The sequence below is a fragment of the Sphingobium sp. GW821-FHT02B05 genome (assembly GCF_059421905.1).
The window spans coordinates 100,361-116,952 of sequence record NZ_JBWKVW010000006.1 but is presented as its reverse complement, the minus strand read 5'-3'; the positions used below and the strand labels follow the sequence as shown (position 1 = coordinate 116,952).

At 62.5% G+C, this 16,592-nt stretch carries 17 protein-coding genes; all 17 read right to left on the bottom strand.

Features of this window, described 5'->3' with window-relative positions:
• Window positions 1-15: 15 nt before the first annotated feature.
• Window positions 16-1,782 (bottom strand): ABC-three component system protein, encoded by a 1,767-nt coding sequence (locus tag AC07UX_RS16745; protein WP_149523997.1) that lies wholly within the window; start codon window positions 1,780-1,782, stop codon window positions 16-18.
• Window positions 1,779-2,024: an ABC-three component system middle component 6 gene (locus AC07UX_RS16740; RefSeq protein WP_021243503.1), complete on the bottom strand. Its 246-nt coding sequence runs from the start codon at window positions 2,022-2,024 to the stop codon at window positions 1,779-1,781. Before AC07UX_RS16740 ends, AC07UX_RS16745 begins: the two co-directional genes overlap by 4 nt.
• On the bottom strand, window positions 2,021-2,929 hold the full coding sequence (locus AC07UX_RS16735; protein WP_179563571.1) for an ABC-three component system protein: 909 nt from the start codon (window positions 2,927-2,929) through the stop codon (window positions 2,021-2,023). Before AC07UX_RS16735 ends, AC07UX_RS16740 begins: the two co-directional genes overlap by 4 nt.
• 94 nt (window positions 2,930-3,023) lie before the next feature.
• Window positions 3,024-3,857, bottom strand: coding sequence for a nucleotidyl transferase AbiEii/AbiGii toxin family protein (locus AC07UX_RS16730; protein WP_489000538.1), 834 nt, complete (start codon window positions 3,855-3,857; stop codon window positions 3,024-3,026).
• Window positions 3,857-4,687, bottom strand: coding sequence for a type IV toxin-antitoxin system AbiEi family antitoxin domain-containing protein (locus AC07UX_RS16725; RefSeq protein ID WP_495193109.1), 831 nt, complete (start codon window positions 4,685-4,687; stop codon window positions 3,857-3,859). The genes AC07UX_RS16730 and AC07UX_RS16725 overlap by 1 nt, the downstream gene beginning before the upstream one ends.
• A 212-nt stretch (window positions 4,688-4,899) precedes the next feature.
• Window positions 4,900-5,865, bottom strand: a complete 966-nt coding sequence (locus tag AC07UX_RS16720; RefSeq protein WP_489000536.1) for an LPD7 domain-containing protein — start codon at window positions 5,863-5,865, stop codon at window positions 4,900-4,902.
• Complete coding sequence (locus AC07UX_RS16715) at window positions 5,846-7,804, bottom strand: type IV secretory system conjugative DNA transfer family protein (protein ID WP_489000594.1); 1,959 nt, start codon at window positions 7,802-7,804, stop codon at window positions 5,846-5,848. Before AC07UX_RS16715 ends, AC07UX_RS16720 begins: the two co-directional genes overlap by 20 nt.
• Window positions 7,805-7,823: 19 nt before the next feature.
• Window positions 7,824-8,828, bottom strand: a complete 1,005-nt coding sequence (virB11, locus tag AC07UX_RS16710; RefSeq protein WP_489000535.1) for a P-type DNA transfer ATPase VirB11 — start codon at window positions 8,826-8,828, stop codon at window positions 7,824-7,826.
• A 3-nt stretch (window positions 8,829-8,831) separates the two neighbouring features.
• The gene (virB10, locus tag AC07UX_RS16705) at window positions 8,832-10,061 is read right to left on the bottom strand and encodes a type IV secretion system protein VirB10 (RefSeq protein WP_495193108.1); all 1,230 of its coding nucleotides are present in this window, start codon (window positions 10,059-10,061) and stop codon (window positions 8,832-8,834) included.
• A gap of 5 nt (window positions 10,062-10,066) precedes the next feature.
• On the bottom strand, window positions 10,067-10,924 hold the full coding sequence (gene virB9 / locus AC07UX_RS16700) for a P-type conjugative transfer protein VirB9 (protein WP_495193107.1): 858 nt from the start codon (window positions 10,922-10,924) through the stop codon (window positions 10,067-10,069).
• On the bottom strand, window positions 10,921-11,610 hold the full coding sequence (locus AC07UX_RS16695) for a VirB8 family type IV secretion system protein (RefSeq protein ID WP_149524004.1): 690 nt from the start codon (window positions 11,608-11,610) through the stop codon (window positions 10,921-10,923). Before AC07UX_RS16695 ends, virB9 begins: the two co-directional genes overlap by 4 nt.
• A gap of 2 nt (window positions 11,611-11,612) precedes the next feature.
• Complete coding sequence (locus AC07UX_RS16690; RefSeq protein WP_495193106.1) at window positions 11,613-11,924, bottom strand: hypothetical protein; 312 nt, start codon at window positions 11,922-11,924, stop codon at window positions 11,613-11,615.
• Window positions 11,925-11,938: 14 nt separating this feature from the next.
• Window positions 11,939-12,883, bottom strand: a complete 945-nt coding sequence (locus AC07UX_RS16685) for a TrbL/VirB6 family protein (protein WP_495193105.1) — start codon at window positions 12,881-12,883, stop codon at window positions 11,939-11,941.
• An 18-nt stretch (window positions 12,884-12,901) separates the two neighbouring features.
• Complete coding sequence (locus AC07UX_RS16680) at window positions 12,902-13,129, bottom strand: EexN family lipoprotein (RefSeq protein ID WP_179563579.1); 228 nt, start codon at window positions 13,127-13,129, stop codon at window positions 12,902-12,904.
• Window positions 13,126-13,836, bottom strand: a complete 711-nt coding sequence (locus tag AC07UX_RS16675; RefSeq protein WP_495193104.1) for a TrbJ/VirB5 family protein — start codon at window positions 13,834-13,836, stop codon at window positions 13,126-13,128. The genes AC07UX_RS16680 and AC07UX_RS16675 overlap by 4 nt, the downstream gene beginning before the upstream one ends.
• 4 nt (window positions 13,837-13,840) lie before the next feature.
• Window positions 13,841-16,258 (bottom strand): VirB4 family type IV secretion/conjugal transfer ATPase, encoded by a 2,418-nt coding sequence (locus tag AC07UX_RS16670; protein ID WP_495193103.1) that lies wholly within the window; start codon window positions 16,256-16,258, stop codon window positions 13,841-13,843.
• Window positions 16,251-16,586 (bottom strand): VirB3 family type IV secretion system protein, encoded by a 336-nt coding sequence (locus AC07UX_RS16665; protein ID WP_495193102.1) that lies wholly within the window; start codon window positions 16,584-16,586, stop codon window positions 16,251-16,253. Before AC07UX_RS16665 ends, AC07UX_RS16670 begins: the two co-directional genes overlap by 8 nt.
• Window positions 16,587-16,592: the final 6 nt, after the last annotated feature.

The following is a 16,592-nucleotide window of genomic DNA, read 5'->3' as shown; positions in this document are numbered from 1 at the left end:
GGGTAGGGGCGTACTTCAGTTAAAGCGCAGTCCGAATAGCCCACCGGTTTCGGTTGCGTCGGTCAGCTTGGTGTCGAGGACATAGGCACTAACATCAAAGCCGTCACGAAAGCCGTCCTTCGGCAAAGCATCCGAATTCATCGTGACGATGTATTGGAATCCGACCGCGGCAGCATGATCGGCGCCGAGCTGCAACGCTTTGGCCACCTGCCGTTCGTCGACCCCGTCAAACAGATGACTGTCGTGAACCAGGAAACCCGGCCCCATGCCCCTGCGGGCGGTCAGTTCGGCCAGCATGAGATCGAAGCAGAATATCTGCATGTTGGTGATGCCCTTGCTGCGCTGGGCATCGATACGAATATCGACCTGGGGACCGTTGGGCGTGGCGCTGACCGTCAGGCTCCCGGCTTTTTCGTAAAGCGCGTTGGACAGATCCTCGAAGACGAGGATCGCTTCCTCGATGATGCTCTGACGCTCGTGATGATCGTCCTGAAGCGTCTTCAGGAGCCGGGCGCGCTCAATGTCGAGTTCGGCTTTCGTGCTTTCGATCTGTTCCGCCGTCGTGAGGCGTTGTCTCAGCCCCTCGGCGTCCGCCTCCGCGCGACCGGCTTCCTGCTGGAGCGCTGCGTAATGTTCCAACGCGCCGCCGGATTGGAGGATGCCCATCAGCTGTCGACGACGGCCATCAAGCGTTTCGCGCGCACGATCGCGCGTGCGGATACGATCTTCCGCGGCCTGGACCTCGGACGTCAGATGCGATCGCCGATTTTGCACGATCGCCTGGTGAAACTCTTCCACTTCCTCGAAGCGGCGACCGACCGATCCCGGCAGTACGACACCGGCTTCGCGATAGAGGCGGTCCAGGCTGGTCGTCGCCGGCGGAAGCTCGCTGTCGATCGCCGCGCGCAGCTGTAGGATCAGTTCCCGATCAGCGGTATTGTCGTCGCTGAGTGTCGAAATCTCTCGCGTGATCTGCGAAGCCTCCTGCTCCATCCCCGAATATTCGGGAACGACATTGAAGGTGTCGAGTTGCTCGCGCATCCGTCTGGCACGGGCTTCGGCGATCGTCATGCGGGTCCGGAGATCAGCCGCCGTGCCGAAATAACGGCCGAGACTGCCGTCCTTTGCCGCCTTGCGCAACTCCGCCATCGCGCGCTCTCGCGTGCGGACCTCCTGAAACTGTTGCGGCACGCTCGCGTCGAGGCCCAGGAGATAACTGATCGCTACCTGCTGATCCCAAGCCTGCTGCATCGAGGATTGCTGTGTGGGCGACACGAACCCGCCGCTATTCTGCCGCCGCACGAAATAGGAGAATAGAGATCGAAAGCTCGGCCGAAAGCGGCCGTTTGCTTCGTCGTCCACATCCGGGTTCAGGCGGAAAAGCAGCGCGCCCAATGCGGCGCGCCAATTTTCGTTGCTGATGACCAGATCGCCGGTCTTGGCTTCGAGAGACGGGGCGATCGGCCAATCGGATGTGTCGCCCTGCAATCGGATGCGGGATGGCTTGGTGCCGGATCGCGCGACATCGACGAGCGTCGGTCCGATATCGACGCGGGCCTCGAAGCTGAAGCCTGCCAGTTCATCGGAGCGGAAAATGCTGTCCTTGTCGGCATTGGCGCCGAACAGGAAGTGGATTAGCTCGACAAGGCTGGTTTTGCCGGCGCCGTTGCGGGACTGCCGATCGGTCGCCCCATCGCTCTTGTCAGCGAGCAGGATGTTCAGCCCGGGCCGGAAGGCCAAGCTCTTGAAGCTCGGAAGGTCGCTGGAAAGGCCGTGGATCATGAAACGGTCTTCTGGACCAGACCACGATCGAACTGCACGGCCTTCACGATAAACAGCAGGTCGAGCGCCAGGACGAACCAGTCATAATTGATCGGTGCCGACACCGCCCGATCGCTGCGAGAAATGCGTATCTCATCCCAGAGACGCGAGACGGTCATCGGCTCGCGCAGGCAGCCGAGCACGTCGGCACCAACCGCCAGGAGCGCCCGATCGGGCCGGATATGTTTGGTCGGTAGAATCATATCGCGTCGATTCGAATCGCGTCCTCAAAGATGTCACAACGCTCAAAAAAGTAGGAAAGCACAGCGAGCACCGCGCCTTGGCGCGCTGGCTCTCCGGTCATACCCCCCGCGAAGGCTTGAAGCTCGCCGAAGATATCGTCCGGTGATAGCCCGACCGCCTTCAGGGCCTGATAGCGCACCCGGAACGCTTGTGCGATCTCTTCGCCGAGGTCGGGATCAGGCCAGCCGGCAAAAAAGGCTTCGACCAACTGCTCCCGGCGGCGGCCCTGCCGCAGCAGCCCGGCTGCGTCCTGGGAGAGGGCATTGCGTTCGAGCTTTGCCGCCGACGGCGCCACCAGCGATGGTTCCGCGTCCGGTTCCTGCCGTTGAATTGCAAGCAGCACCGGCCGCAACGCCTCGAAATCGAGCTTCTCCATCACACGGCCCGATGGAACGGCGCCAAAGAGATCTTCGAGCTGGTGGAGCGCGAGCGACATGGCGATCAGCCGCAATTCCGCTTCGCCGCAGACGGCCAAGGCGACGTTCGGATTCGCGGCGTTGAGCGCGGCGAGTTTCTTGACGGCCTCGGCCGGGAGGCCGCGGCTGTCGTTATGGACAAACTCCCACCGCAGCATTTTTGTCGTCCAATGGACGAGCGCGCCTGCGAAATCTTCATCGACCTTGGCAAGGAGGGGTTCGAGTTTCATTGCATCGGGCGCATAGCATTGGAACACGGTGCCATCGCTGGCCCGGAAGCCATCGCATTTCAGGTCGCCTTTCGGACCGTAAGGACGGACGGGTTGGAAATCGCCCGGAAAGGCATGCGCCATGATACGGGCGAACAGGCTCTCGAACGCCTTGCCGCGCTCGCGCAGAAAGGCATTCTCGAACTTGAGCCCATAGGCAAAGCGTTGCGTGTCGTCCAACTCATCCCCCGAACTTGACCACCATAACCTTTGGCAGAATCAGCAAGCAAATCTATTAATTTACGCCCATCGTTGGGGCGATGAACGGCGCGCTCTACTCCGGCAGGTCGGCTTCGCGCAGAACGCGCATAACCTCGCGAAACACCCCTTCGAATGGCGGCAGATCGCTCATCTGTTGCTGCAGCCGCCCCGTCCAAAGCGTGCCTAAACGCTTTTCCTTAGCGGCGATCGCGGCGGTCACGCCGTTGGGCATGCGTTCCCGAAGGGCGAGCTTCTGGGTGAACTCGGCGAGATATTCCGCTGGTCGAATATCACGCTCCTCGAGCAAATTCCAAAGGTCGTAGAGATCGCGCGGCTCGGTGCGGGCCTTGTCCGACAGGGCCGCCAGCTTCTCGATGAATATCTCCGCCAGGCTGTAGGCCAGAATGGTCGGGCCTTCCGGCAGGTCGGCAAATTCCTCGAAGGTCCGCAGGATCGGGCGCTCAGCCAGTGGAAAGCAGAACACCTCATTGATCGTGATATCGACTTTCACGTCGCTGCGCGCGGGCAGGGGGCCTTTGTAGCTCAGATAGAAGGTGTGGGTGTTCTGATGGCCATGCCGGTCGGGCCGGTCATAGGCCATGTTGATCCCAGACGCCGCCTCGACGATGGCAAAGATCTCGTTCAGGCCGGAGAGGATCGCGTCCAGGTCGATCGGTTTGATCAGCGAAAAATCGAGATCCTCGGAAAAGCGGTAATTCTCGAACCAGCAGCGGCGCAGTGCCGTGCCGCCCTTGAACGCGAGAAATTCGCGCAATGGATGCTGGGCCAGGCCGGTCAGGAACCAGGCCAGGCAATAGTCGCGTTCGATCACCGCCTCGGGCACGCGGCGGCCGCGAGGCTTGAGAAGGCCGTTGGCGATACGGGAGAGATCGCGCTGGGGAATCATCAGCTGCTCCGGATTATATCGAGTTCGTCGGGCTCGACGTTGAGTCGGATGCGCCATCGGGCCAGCATCCTGCCCTCATTGGGAAACAGGGGATCGAGGCGCTGATAGGTCGGCGTCAGCCGCGCGCGCAACGGCTCCAATGCGGCTGTGTCGGCCAGCCCGTAAAATTCCAGCAGATAGCCTAGGCGGCGGATCACCGCGCCAACGCCGAGGCGAAGCGCGTATTCGATCATCAGTTCGACCCGCAGCGTGTCGCGCTTCATCCAAAGTCCCTTGGCAACCTCCGTGACACCACCGACATATTGTGGGTGGTCGAGACCATCGATGATGGTCCGCTCGGGGTCGCTGACCCTGACTTGCTCTTCGGATGTGATCCAGATCTCGGTCAGGCCGAAGAAATCCTGCGGTTTGACGTCGACGAAGCGGAACTCATACCCATGGATGTGCTGCGGGCGCAGGCGTTTGGCGCAGGAGACGATGATGGCCAACTGCGGTTGGGTGACCATGCGGTGCAGCTCGAGGGCGCTGCCGTGGGAGATGAAGTAGTCCGCGTCGCCAACCAGCGTTCTTGCGATGAGGTAAGGATCGCTCACATGCTCGGTGTCGCGGCCCCGCTCGAATGGCACCAGATTGTAGAGACCAGGCTTTAGGCGCGTGACGATCCCGCGCGCTTCGGTATTCGCGACGAGGCTGCGTGCCGATGATGGGCTCAGACCTGTGATCTCGGTGACGTCCGCGAGCGAAAAAATCGGCTGACGGCGCTCGTTCAGTTCGACGATCAGCTGAGCGGCACGAGGTCCAAGCGTCTTGAGATTATATCCTTCGCGCAATTTGAGCCTCTCTGGGCGATGTATGGCGCGTTCGATATAACGGCGATTATATTATCTGGCAAGATTGTCGCGCTTTGTGGGACGCTCCGCGCAGACAGTATACATCCGACAGGCTTAGGGTTGGGCCGCTCGCAGTTTATCAATCATGATAAATGCTCGGCACAGGCGAACAAACGTGGCGGTTCGTAAACCAGGAGCCGATCGATCCCTGGTCACCGAGACCGGCTGCGTTCCTGGGGCTTGGGCTCGCGACCTGGACGAGGGATGGGGGGCGTGGCTGGGTCACGGCCGCGTACGATATCCTGCCTGACGCTGGGGGAGGTATCCTTGACCATTGCCGGTCGGATATTGCGTCCCGCCGCAATATGCGCATCAAGCTGTGTACGGGCGACTGTCATCACCCGCGCGACCGCTTCGGGATTGTCGAACAATGTCCGTCGGATCACCGCTTCCATCACGCGCATCTGACTATCGGCCGCACGATCATTCGGCGTGTCGCCACGATCGCCGCGCCGGGCATCCGGTCGTTCCAAACCATTGCCGTCGCTCTGGCGGCTTATCCCGGTTGACCCACGGGCGACATCGACGTCACGGGCTGCCATGGGCGCAATCGAATTACGGTTCGTCTCTCCGCGGAGCCGGTCGAGCTCCTGGAGATCGCGATCGTTGGGTTTGTAGCCACGTACCTCGAGCCCCTTTTGACTGGCCTCGATCCAGACCGATCGCCGAAATTCTTCCGATCCCGTGACGTGAATCCGATCCCAATTGCGATGTTGTGCGATCGCCACCAGATCCTTGACGACTTCCTGGCTCTCCGTCGCCGTGACCAGGCGCCGGCCCTGATCGCGAAACGCGGGATCCTTCGCTTGCGCCGTCGTGAAAAAGGCGGGTTCGCCCGACCATTTCGCCTTGTCGGCATAATAGCGCTTCCGCACGCTGTCCGGCACATCGCCCGCCTCGATCGAATACACCTTGGGCGCGCTTCGCGGCGCACCGACAGCGCCAGCATGATCAGGCGCTTCAGTCGGACCATCCTTCGGTCCCCCAGGCGACGACTTTTCCGGCGGAGCCGACCCAGGCGCCTGCGCCTTGCGCCGTTCGGCGGCGTCGATGCCAACGCTGTTGGTAGTGGTCCGCGCCGTACCCGATTGCTTGCGATCACTCTCTGCCACGGTCATGCCTCTCGGTCACAAATGCTGGAGATTGGGCGCCGGCACCCACGGGCTCAAGAACGGCCCGGGCCGTCATCGCCGTGACAAAGGCAATAGCGGCCTGTTCGTCGCCGGGGGGTGGCAGATCCACCATGTCGCCGAGCACCAACATGTCATCGGTGATTTCGGCAAAGCCCGACAGTTCGTCATCGGTCAACGCGCGCGCGCTGGATTGCGCCTGCTCCGTTGCCGCAGTCTCTGGACCGTCGTTCAACAAAGCAGCCCGCTTCGCGCTAAGCGCCTGCGCCAACGGATCACTGCTGCTCGCCCCGCCTGCCAATTTGGCGGCGGACGACACGGCGTTGATCGCGATCGGGCGAGGCGCGACCTTGGGTGGGTCACTGATCCGGTTCGTGAAGCGCTTCGAGCGGAAATACTCGATCTTGCGGCCCCTGACGGGCGGAATGCCACCGCGCATCAGCAGAAGGTCTCCCTTGGGCATCTGCATCAGTTCCTGGGGCATCATCAGCGCGCGCCGCTGGTCCGATTCCGACACGCTGCGGTTGGCGAGCAGGCCATGGATCGTCCGGCTCTTCGATTTGACGTTCATCGTAAAAAAGCCGAGCCGCTCGGACAGTTCGTTGGCGACCTTCAGCTCCTTGGGTGTGAATACGATCTCCAGACCGCAGTTGGCGATGATCTCGTCGGTGACGTCCACGCCATAGATACCGCGGGGCTGGGACCGGCTCTGGATCACTGGCAACAGGCGAAGCCCGTAGCCTGCAACGTAGGAAAAAGCCGACGCGATGACCGGTGCCTTGCCGAGGCGGGCGAACTCATCGAGCAAAATGAGCACCGGCACGCGGCCACCATTTTCAGGCAGTTCCCGCGTATTGAGATCGATCAGCTGTTGGAGGAAGAGGTTATAGACGGGCGCGATCCGGTCGATATTGTCGGGCGACACGCCAAGATAGATCGATATCCGCTCGCGGCGGATCTGGCGCAGATCGAAATCGGTCTCCGACGTCGCGGCATCGACATAGGGGTTGAGCCAGAGATTGAGCTTCGAGGTGATCGTCTGCTTGATGCCGGAAAATGTGTTGTCGGACGCGGAGGTGAAGTCACTTAGCGCCGAGACACAGGCCTGGCTCAACCGCTGGCCGCGGCGCTGGGCCTCTTCGACGACCTTCGGCAGTTCGACCTTGGGGTCGCCTGTCGTCAGTCGCCGATAGATTTCGCCAATCGTGAAGGGGAGGGCGGGATTGGCCGCGACAAGGGCGCCGACGCCGACAAAGGCGGCTCGCGCCGCCTCCGCCCAGAACGGATCAGCCTTTTCCGGAGCCGGAAACAACATGCCGCCGATCTTCTGGAGCTCATTGATCACATCGGTGTCGTCGAGCCGGTCGATGAAGCTCAAGGGATTGTAGCGGGCGCTTCGCCCTTCGGGATCGAGCGGATCGAACAGATAGACCGACTGGCCATGGCGCGCGCGAAAACCAGCGGTGATGTCCCAATTCTCGCGCTTCACATCGAGCACCACTACCGAGTCCGCCCAACTCAGAAGATTGGGGATCACTACGCCGACGCCCTTGCCGGCGCGCGTCGGCGCCTCGAGCAAGACATGTTCGGTGCCGCCGAAAACCAGATAGCGGCCGCCTTTCTGCCCGACGATGATCCCGCTGTCGCTGCGCAGATGTTCGCGCCGGATCTCGCTTTCGCGCGCGAACCGTGCCTCGCCATGGAGCGTGCGCCCCCGCTTCAGGATGATGAGCACGATGACGAAGGCGATGGCGCCGCTGACCAACGCACCGCGCTCCAGCCACAGATGCAGAAGCGGATCGCCGCGGTAATACCAGAGCCATGCGGGTATCGCCGAGATCTGCATGCGCGGGCCGATCTGGTTGAGGCCGACGAGCGCGACCAGCACCGCGCACAAAGCACATGCCAAGAAGGTTGCCGCGAGCATCCCCGCGACGATCGCGACTTTAGTGAGCGGTCGAGCGTCCGACAGGCGGGTCAAAATACACCTCCTCGACTTCGAATTTTCCGGCGCGCTTGCGGGTCTGGACGACGACATCGACCAGCATGTGCAGCAGCCCACGGATATCGTCGCGGGCCAGATCGCGCCCGCCTTCGGACTCCTTCACCAGTAAGGTGAGCTGCTCGAAAGCGCCCATGGCCGAGCCGGCATGGACGGTCGTGATCGAGCCAGGGTGGCCCGAGTTCACGTTGCGCAGATAAAAGAAGGCAGTGCCGTCTCGCAGCTCCTGCAGGAGGATGCGATCGGGCCGCATGCGCAGCGCGCTTTCGAGCAGCTGCTTGGGGCCGACTTTGGCCAGGCCCTGTCGCTCGCTCGAATAGACCATGTGCACGACATTGCGATGCTCGACGACAAGCTCGCGCGTATCCTCGATCGTGAGCAACCGCTCGTCGGGCGGGATCAACTGGATCAGCGCCTTGGCGAAAGTGGTTTTGCCCGAGCCGGTCGCGCCGCTCACCAGGATGTTTTTGCGGGCGGCGACGGCGGTCCTGAAGAAAGCCGGCCAGTCGCCGGCGTCGCGCTGTGCCACCAATTGGGCATCGACCTCGCCAAGCCCAAGCGCTGCTGAACGGGTTCCCTTGAACAGGCCCGTCTGCGCGAGTTGATCGATCGCAAGGTTGACCCGGGACGGCTTGCGCACCGTGAAGGACGGCGCCCCGTTCGGCGTCACCGAGGGTATGACGATCTGGCACCGCTCCCCGCCCGGCAAGATCGTCGAGCAGATTGGGGTCTCGGCATTGACGTCCTGCCGGGTAAAACTTGCGGCCGCGACGGCCAGCGTCGCCAGCCAGTCGCTGTCGAGCTCGGCGACGCTATGCCAATGCCAACCGCGATGATCCTCGATGCCGACTTCGCCGGGCTTGTTGATCACCAGTTCGGTGACCTCGACCGGCTCCAGCAGCGGCAGGATCGGCGCGAGATAATGGCGCAGGACGGCGGTATCGCTCATGGGTCAGCGCCGCAGCTCGAGATTGTAGACGTCGGCGAAGTTGAAGTCCTTGGCCACGAAGATCCCGACCTCCTCGCCCTGGTTCTTCTTCAGCACCGGTCGGATGTTGATGCTGTTCTGGAGCGCGATGCTCGCCCCCTCGCTCGGGGTCCGGGTCGTATTGTTGAAATTGTTGCTCCCACCTGAAACGGATTGCCCGGCGATATAGGCGGCGTCGTCGACCAGCGAAAGCAGCAACGCGCTACCGAAGCGCGCCCAGAAGAAGGTGTCCACGGACCCGGCGATGCCGGCGCGGCCAAGGGCGTCCGACCCCGGAGACGCAAGATCGATGCGCACGCCCTGCGGCGTGACGGCCCGCGTCCACAACACGAACAGGCGGTTCTGCCCTTGCTGGATGCCGCCATGATATTCGCCGAGGACTTTGGTGCCCTTCTCCATGAGCACGACACGGCCATTCTCCGAATAGACGTCGCGCGGAATCAGGCACGAGGTATAACCGGGCTGCGCCGAATTCATCGCTGTCTGGAGGATGCACGGGATCAGCGTGCCGGCGGTGACGAGATAATTGCGGTTGGGCAGCATCGAGGCCCGTGCCTCGCCGACCGCCGAACTCTGCCGAAGCGCGTCGAGCGCATTGGGTGCGCCGCGGGCGGCCGTAGCGTTTGCACCATCGGCGGCGCCGTCCGGACTTGCGGTGCCGCTACCTGCGCCACTTTCACCCGCCGATAGCTGTACCGCATCGCGCCCTCCATAGGCGATCAATGTCGATCGCCGTGCCTGGTCGGCCAGGTTCTGGCGCGTATTCTGCGGCGCGCCTGCCGGCGCTGCGCCCGGTTGCATGGCAGGAACGATCTGTCCGTCAGGGCCAACGACCTGCGTGCCAGGTGGAGGATTGATGACGGGTGCGTTGGGATCTGCGGCGAGAGCGCCAAGCGGCTTGGGTTTCGCCGCGACGGCATCATACGCGACGGTCTCGCGCGCTGCCAGATCGGGGCGTTTGGCCATCGACTCCGGTTTGCCCATCAGGCTGCCGGCATTGTTGGTGCTTGGCCCCGAGTTGACCCACAAGATGCCGAGAACCATCGCCGTTCCCGCGAAAATCAGGGCGGTGTTCCGCTTTGCCGGTGTCATCCCACCGATCGGATCGATGCCGCGCTCGCGGATGATTTCGTCGCGTTCAGGTGTTGGATCGCCTTGCGGGCGACGAGGGGCCTCGGCCGCAGACTCGTCCATCGCGCTCACTCCTTCGGGTCTTGTATGGTGCGTTCGACATGCGGCGACGCTGTGTTGGTGCCGTGATCGACGCCGTAGGGTGTCGGCGCGAGATTATAGATGCACAGCACCTCCCGGTTCCTGCGCAGGCGCAGTTGAGCCGCCACGGCGTGGACGACCACGAACTCGTCCCGGACATCGAATGGGACCAAGGACTCCGAACCGTCCGGGCGCACGAGATAAATCGCCGGTATCTCATGATTGCCGGGGAAACGCAGGACCGTGAACTGGCCGTTGTCGGAGATCTCCGACGGCTGAAGATCGCTCGCACCCTGGACCTTGTAGTTCAGATTGCGCGGTCCATCGATGACGCCGTGGTCAAGGGCTCCCCGAACTGCGCTCGCCTGCAATGCCGCGACGCGCTGTGCTTCTTGCGTCGCGCGCATGCGAGCGGCTCGGTCAGCTTCGTCGCGCGGATAGCGAAACCGAACCTGGAAGAACGTATCGCGGCTCCCGCTGCCGATCGGTCCCCGGCGTGCTGTCAGTTCGAAGGCGTAGTTGCGCAGCTCACCCCCGCGATTGGTCGTGACGATAAGGTTCGTCGGTCCGGCCCGCTCACGCGGCTTCAGGAACAGAATGTGACCGGCAACCGCCACTTCCCAGGAGACGGTGTCGCCGAGCGCGACATGTTCGATCGTCTCGTCGGCGCTGAGCACGACCTGCGTCGCCGTCCGGAATGTGCCGACGATCCGGTAGACCTGGGTCTCCTGATATTCGACGAACTTGACGCGCGAATCCGCCGGCCCACCGCGCGGCGTGTCCTCCGCGAGAGCGGGTGCCGCTATAATGGCGAGGAGGCTCGCTATGGGAAGAAGGCGGTTCACCGCACCACCTCGGGGTCCGCGCGGTAATTCTCGACCTGGAACCCCAATGGGTTGCGATAGCGGTCGCCCTCCGCCATCGGCGCATTCGTGTACCGGAAGGTGACGGTCGCGATCCAGTCGCTGCTTTGCGTATCAGTGTCGGTCTGCACTGTTCGCGTGAAGCGGACGTTGGCGACACGATCGTTGATGAAGGCAATATTGCGCACGCGGGCCTGCACGACCGCACCCTTGCCCCACACGACCTGTGGACTCGCGGCGTTGTTCGAGCTGAAAAACCGGCCCCAGCGTTGCTGCTCGCCTGGTTCAGACAGGATAGTGACGGCGCGGAAATTCTCTTCGGCCGCCGCGGGCAACCAGCTTTCCCGGGTCCGGACATATTGCGCGAGGAAGAATTTCGTGACCGCCTCGTCATAGCGCATCGGCTTCTGGGTGACGGTGGTCTGCACGTCGACGGCGCCCGTCGTCTGGTTGACGCGAATGATGTACGGCATGACCGTCTTCAGCGGCGCAAGGCCCGCGAGTGCGAAACCCTCCGCGGTTGCGGCAAGCAGGCCCAGGCCGGCCACCATCCAGGCGATGCGTTCGGACCGTAACGATTTGCGCTGACGGTCCTGATCCCAGGATCGGGCGTGGCCGAAATAGAGTTCGGCGTCCTTGGCCGGGACACCTTCGGTCTGATTCCGCATGATCAGCAGCTTCCATAGGTGCTGGGAGCCGTTCGCGCCGATGTCTTCTCGGACAAAGGAACGGGCGGGGGCGGTGTGCCGCGATCAGCTGGTTGCTTGATCTGCGGCACGGGTGGTGGGGCAGGGGGCGCCACCACGGCGGGGATGGGCGAGCCCGGCAGAACGCTCCCATAGATGTTGACGTCGCGCAGGTGCTTGCCATTGCAGACGGGCAGCTTCTTCGGCCCGGAAGCCGCTTGGGCGAGCGTCGGGAGCAGGGCGATGACGACCGCCGATCGTGCGAGCGCACGGACTATCGTGGACGGCCTCGTCATTGGGTGTTCCTTCCTCATGCGCGGCTGACCGAACCGCCGCGCTGAGCGGCCCGTTCGAGATTGCGACTGTTGCGAGCGATACGGCGTTGCTGGAACGGTGCCGCCATGGACCCCCACGCAGAACCGGCGAAGGCGCCGATGCCGGCGGACGCGCCCCCGGCAATGCCGGTCGCGATCGACGGGGCCTGAAAGAAGAAAATCGTTCCCAAGAAAATATAAACGGCGAAAAGCACCGCACCCAAGGCGGCGTCTCCAACACCTTCGGATGCGGTAATCGCGGTAGCACCAAGGTCAGTGATCAAGGCCGTGATCGCGATGATCACTGCCATCAGCACAATGAAGTTGAAGGCCTGCCCGAGCCAGCCGTGAAATAGCCTTCGCGTGGTCTCGAAGAGCGAAAGGGCGATGAAGATCGGTCCGAGCGCGATGATGATGGCCAGCGCCACCTTCGCGAAAACGGTGATGGAGAAGCCGATCGCCGCAGATAGTCCTGCAAGCGCTTTAAGACCGAGGCTCAGGACGTACAAAACGAGCTTGTATGGGTTGATATCGCTGTAGGTTGCCGCCTCGGTCTCGATCCTCGCGATAATAACGTCACACTGGCTGAAAAAGTCGTCGAACACGTTGCCAACGCTCGTGACGGTATGCCCCGCCAACGCCTGCGAGATCGCATCAGGCATGCCGTGAAACAGGGGATTAGTTACCCACTCCGTGTAGGCGACCGTGGTGGCCGCAACGTAGAGCAAACACAGTTTCACCATTCGGTAGACAAGCTCGCCCCACGGCTCGCTGACGATGCCGCGCATCACCATGTAGCCGAACAGCGCGATATAGATGACCAAACCAAGCGCGAGTGGGCCGCGCACAACCTCGATGACATTGTTCAAGCGCTCGTTGAGGAACATGTCGAGCTTGCCGTCGATGTTGGTGTAGAGAGTGGTGAAGAGCCCGTCGGCCATCTCATCTTTCCATCACGGTCAATGGGCCGGCGACAGCGAGCGCAGCTTTTGATCAAGCGTCTTCACACTCTCTGCGTTCGAGCATTCCTGTGCGTCGCGATGCGTGCCATCTGCGCACGCCTTCAGGACTTCCGCGAGCTCTTGGGGGTGGGCTTTGAGGTAATCCTTTCCGCGCGCAGGGGGTTGGCACGCGACTAGAAATGCCGGGACCAAAAGCGCGAATGCCTTGAAGATGGTTGCCTTCATTGATGGAGGCTCCCAAGCTTTCTTGCTAAGATTTGCTCGCTCTCCTGCTGCGATCGAATCCGCTGCTCCGCCTGCTGCCTCATTGTGAGAGCCTGAAGTTGCACTGCGTCGTTCTGGATATGAGCATTTTCCACGCCGACACGGGCTTGGATATCCATCACGTCCTTCGCGTCTGACGCGGTGTCGAGCGACGAGCGCAGTTCCTCGAGGCCCGTCGTCCGCTGGGCGGTAACGCCATACGCTGCCTCGGCAATGGCCGCGTCGCGCGCCGCCATGTCACCATTTCGGGAAATGGAATCGCGGTTCGAGCGCTCGAAAGCCGTCGCATCCGGGCGCAGCTCGGGAAGCTCGACACGGTTGCTGCTACGGATCCGATCTGCGGCGGTCCCAAGGCTGCCGAGGCCCGTGGTGTCGGATGACATGAGGCGCTGAATATCGCGTGCTTCGCTCGGCAAGAGGTGGCGAACGGCATCGGTGTTCAGGGACGAGGCAATCTGATTGACGTTCGTCAGCTTGTTGACGCTGTTGTAGAGCTCGGTTGCCTGCGAAATCTGCTGCTTTCCCTGTTCAATCATCGACAAGGTGTTCTTCACCGTCGAGAGCGTCTGCAGGAAGGTGCTGGAATCATAGACCGGGATGCCTTGCGCGAACGCCGGCATGGACATCACCAATCCGCCGACGATCGCGAGCGTTCGAATTACCTTCATGACCTCATCCTTTCCTTCTGGTGGTGGCGCGACGGCGCTCGTGAAAGACGGGCAACCAGTCGCCGGGATCGTCGCCATGTTCGCGACGAACTTGGTCGAGGATTCCGACGGTTTCGGTGGTGCCCGAGAGGACGGCCAGTTCGTCGGACAGACCGCCGAGATCGAGTTCCACGACGATGGAATCGTGTCCCTGCTTCACCAGAAACCGCCGGCTTTCGGGGATCAGATCGTTTCTGATGAGCTTGAACTCGGCACGGGTAAGGCCAAGCCCGTCAATGTAATCGACCTCCCGGCCGTGGGGGTTGGGCAAAAGGATCTTGGTGGCGACCTGCTCCATGATGCTATGCGAGATGTCCGAGCGCAGCGCGTCGGCCGGGCTTTGCGTGCCAAAGACCAGAAGGGCATTTTGCTTCCGGTAGGTCTTGAGGCCATCCTGCGCGAAGGCGCGGAAGGCGTCGTCGCCCAGCGCCTTCCAGAACTCGTCGATGTCGATTACGAGGCGACGGCCATCGAGCAGGGCATCGATCCGGTGGAACATGTACATCATCAGCGGCGTGCGGATCTCGGGATTGTCGAGGAAATCCGTCATGTCGAAACCGATGAATCTGGCCTCGAGGGTCAGCTCGTCCTGGTCATTGTCGAACACCCAGCCGAGGGCTCCGCCGCGTGACCATTTCTCAAGCCGCGCGCCTATCCCTTCCGGATCACGCTGCCCGAGCAACTGCCGGAGCGCGAGGATGGACCGCTCCTCCGGGGGAAGACGTCCGATCGAGAGGATACCCTCATCGATCATGCGCTCCTGCGTGACGCCGAGCTGAATGCCCGAGGGGGTCACCAGATGCCGGATCAGCCTGCCGAGGAAGACGATATTGCCCGGGGTCTGCTCGAGCGCGCGGAGCGGAGCGAAGCCGGTCGGCACGCCGTTGCGCAGCGCCAGATACGTGCCACCGGACGAGCGCACATAGATCTCGGCGCCGCGGTCCTTGTCGATGAAGATCTGCTGCGCGCCGGTTTTCTCGAGCTGCGCCATCAGGAAATTCTGGACGACGGTCTTGCCGCCTCCCGACGGGCCGATGATCAGCGTGTGGCCAAGATCGTTCACATGGAAGTTGAAATAGAAGGGAGACTGGGCCGCGGTCTTCATCAACGCGATCGCAGCGCCCCAATGGTTGCCCTCCGCCTTGCCGGCGGGGAAAGTGTGGAACGGCGAGAGCGCGGCGAAATTGCGTGACGTGATCGCTGCCGGACGCGCACGCCACGCAAAGTTGCCCGGAAGCTGCGACCAGAAGGCAGCCTCCAGCGCCGGACCCTCCCGAGCGGCCACCAGACCCGCGTCGGCGAGCGCGGCCCGAGCGGTCGAGAGATTTTCGGCCAATCGCTTTTGGTTTTCACCGAAGACCGCGAGCGAGAAATGATGTTCGCCCAGGACAAAGCGATTGCTCTGCAGATCGTCGGCCGCGTCGGCCAGCTCAAGCGCCTGGCTTGCAGCGGCATCCTCGGTCGATGCCATCTGGTTCTGACGCCGCCGCAAGCGCTCGGAGGCCCGCGCCTTGCCCATGAACGCAAAGGACTGCGTGACGACGAACGCGAAATCCTGGCTGAGGAGCGCGTTCATCTGTCCGGGCCGCGTCATGGCCGGATATTCGCGGATACCAAACAGGCCAACGAAGCGGCTCGTGTCATGCGCGCGCACCTCGACCGTCTCGCGGCCGAAAATCACGCGCTCGCCGTAGATGGCGGAACCGAGATGGCCACGGACCAGGGGCACCCTGCCACCGCGGCCCATCATCACCAGCTCGAGCACCTCGAGCGGCTGGGAGAACATCAGGCCGTTATGCTCGTAGAGGTGCAGACGTCGAGGGCGGCAGCGTGCGAGGAGCTTCTCGATATCGCGTGCCTTGTCTTCGAAACGTGCGAGCTCGTCCTCGTCAACTTCGGTCCCTTCCTTGCGCGCCGACGCCAAACGGCGAAGCAGCACGCCGGTACGGTCGGCCGATCCCACGGAAGGGCGCATGATCAGGGTGAGGTACAGTTCGTTGACGAACATCCGCTTGGCAGTGACCCGCGCACGATATTTTGCATCGAGATCCGCCGCAAATGCCGAGCGGAACTCGCCTTCGGGATAGTCGGTGATCGGCCGGCGAACGATGTGGGTCCAGATCGCGAGGCGGTCGTCGGCAATATTGCGCAGCGTACCGTTGAGCTTCTCGTGCCAGTCGTTGAGATGGATAGGGTCGGCGGTTTCGAACGCCATGCCTTCGAGCTTGAACATCATCATGAGGTCCCGCCCGTCGAGCGCGATGACATTCTCGTCGATATGGCGCGCATAGGGCAGGTAACGCGCCGGGTCGGCCTCTTGTTTGAGGATCCGCCATGGCGTGCGGGCTGTCGCTCCGCTCAATGCGCTGGCCCGGCTAGGCACGTGCGAAGCCCGGGCGCTTCGTCCCGTCGATCGGCAGGGGGGAGTAAGAGCTGCCGCCCCACCAGCCGCGATTGCGGCAGCGCGCCTTGGTCGTCGTCCACAGCCACAACAGGCGAAATGCGTTGGCGTCGTGCCGGACAATCAGCCGGGCAATCGCCAGAAACGCACCGGCCAATGCGAAAGCGTAGAGCGGGTTGCCGGTGATGATAAGGGTCAGGCACGCTGCCAGCGCGATCGGCAGCGACGCCTCGATCGGTACGCCCAACCACATCGTTGGTCGGGTCACGGCCAGGAAGAGCGTTTCTTCTCTAAGCTTTTCGTCGTCCATCGCGGC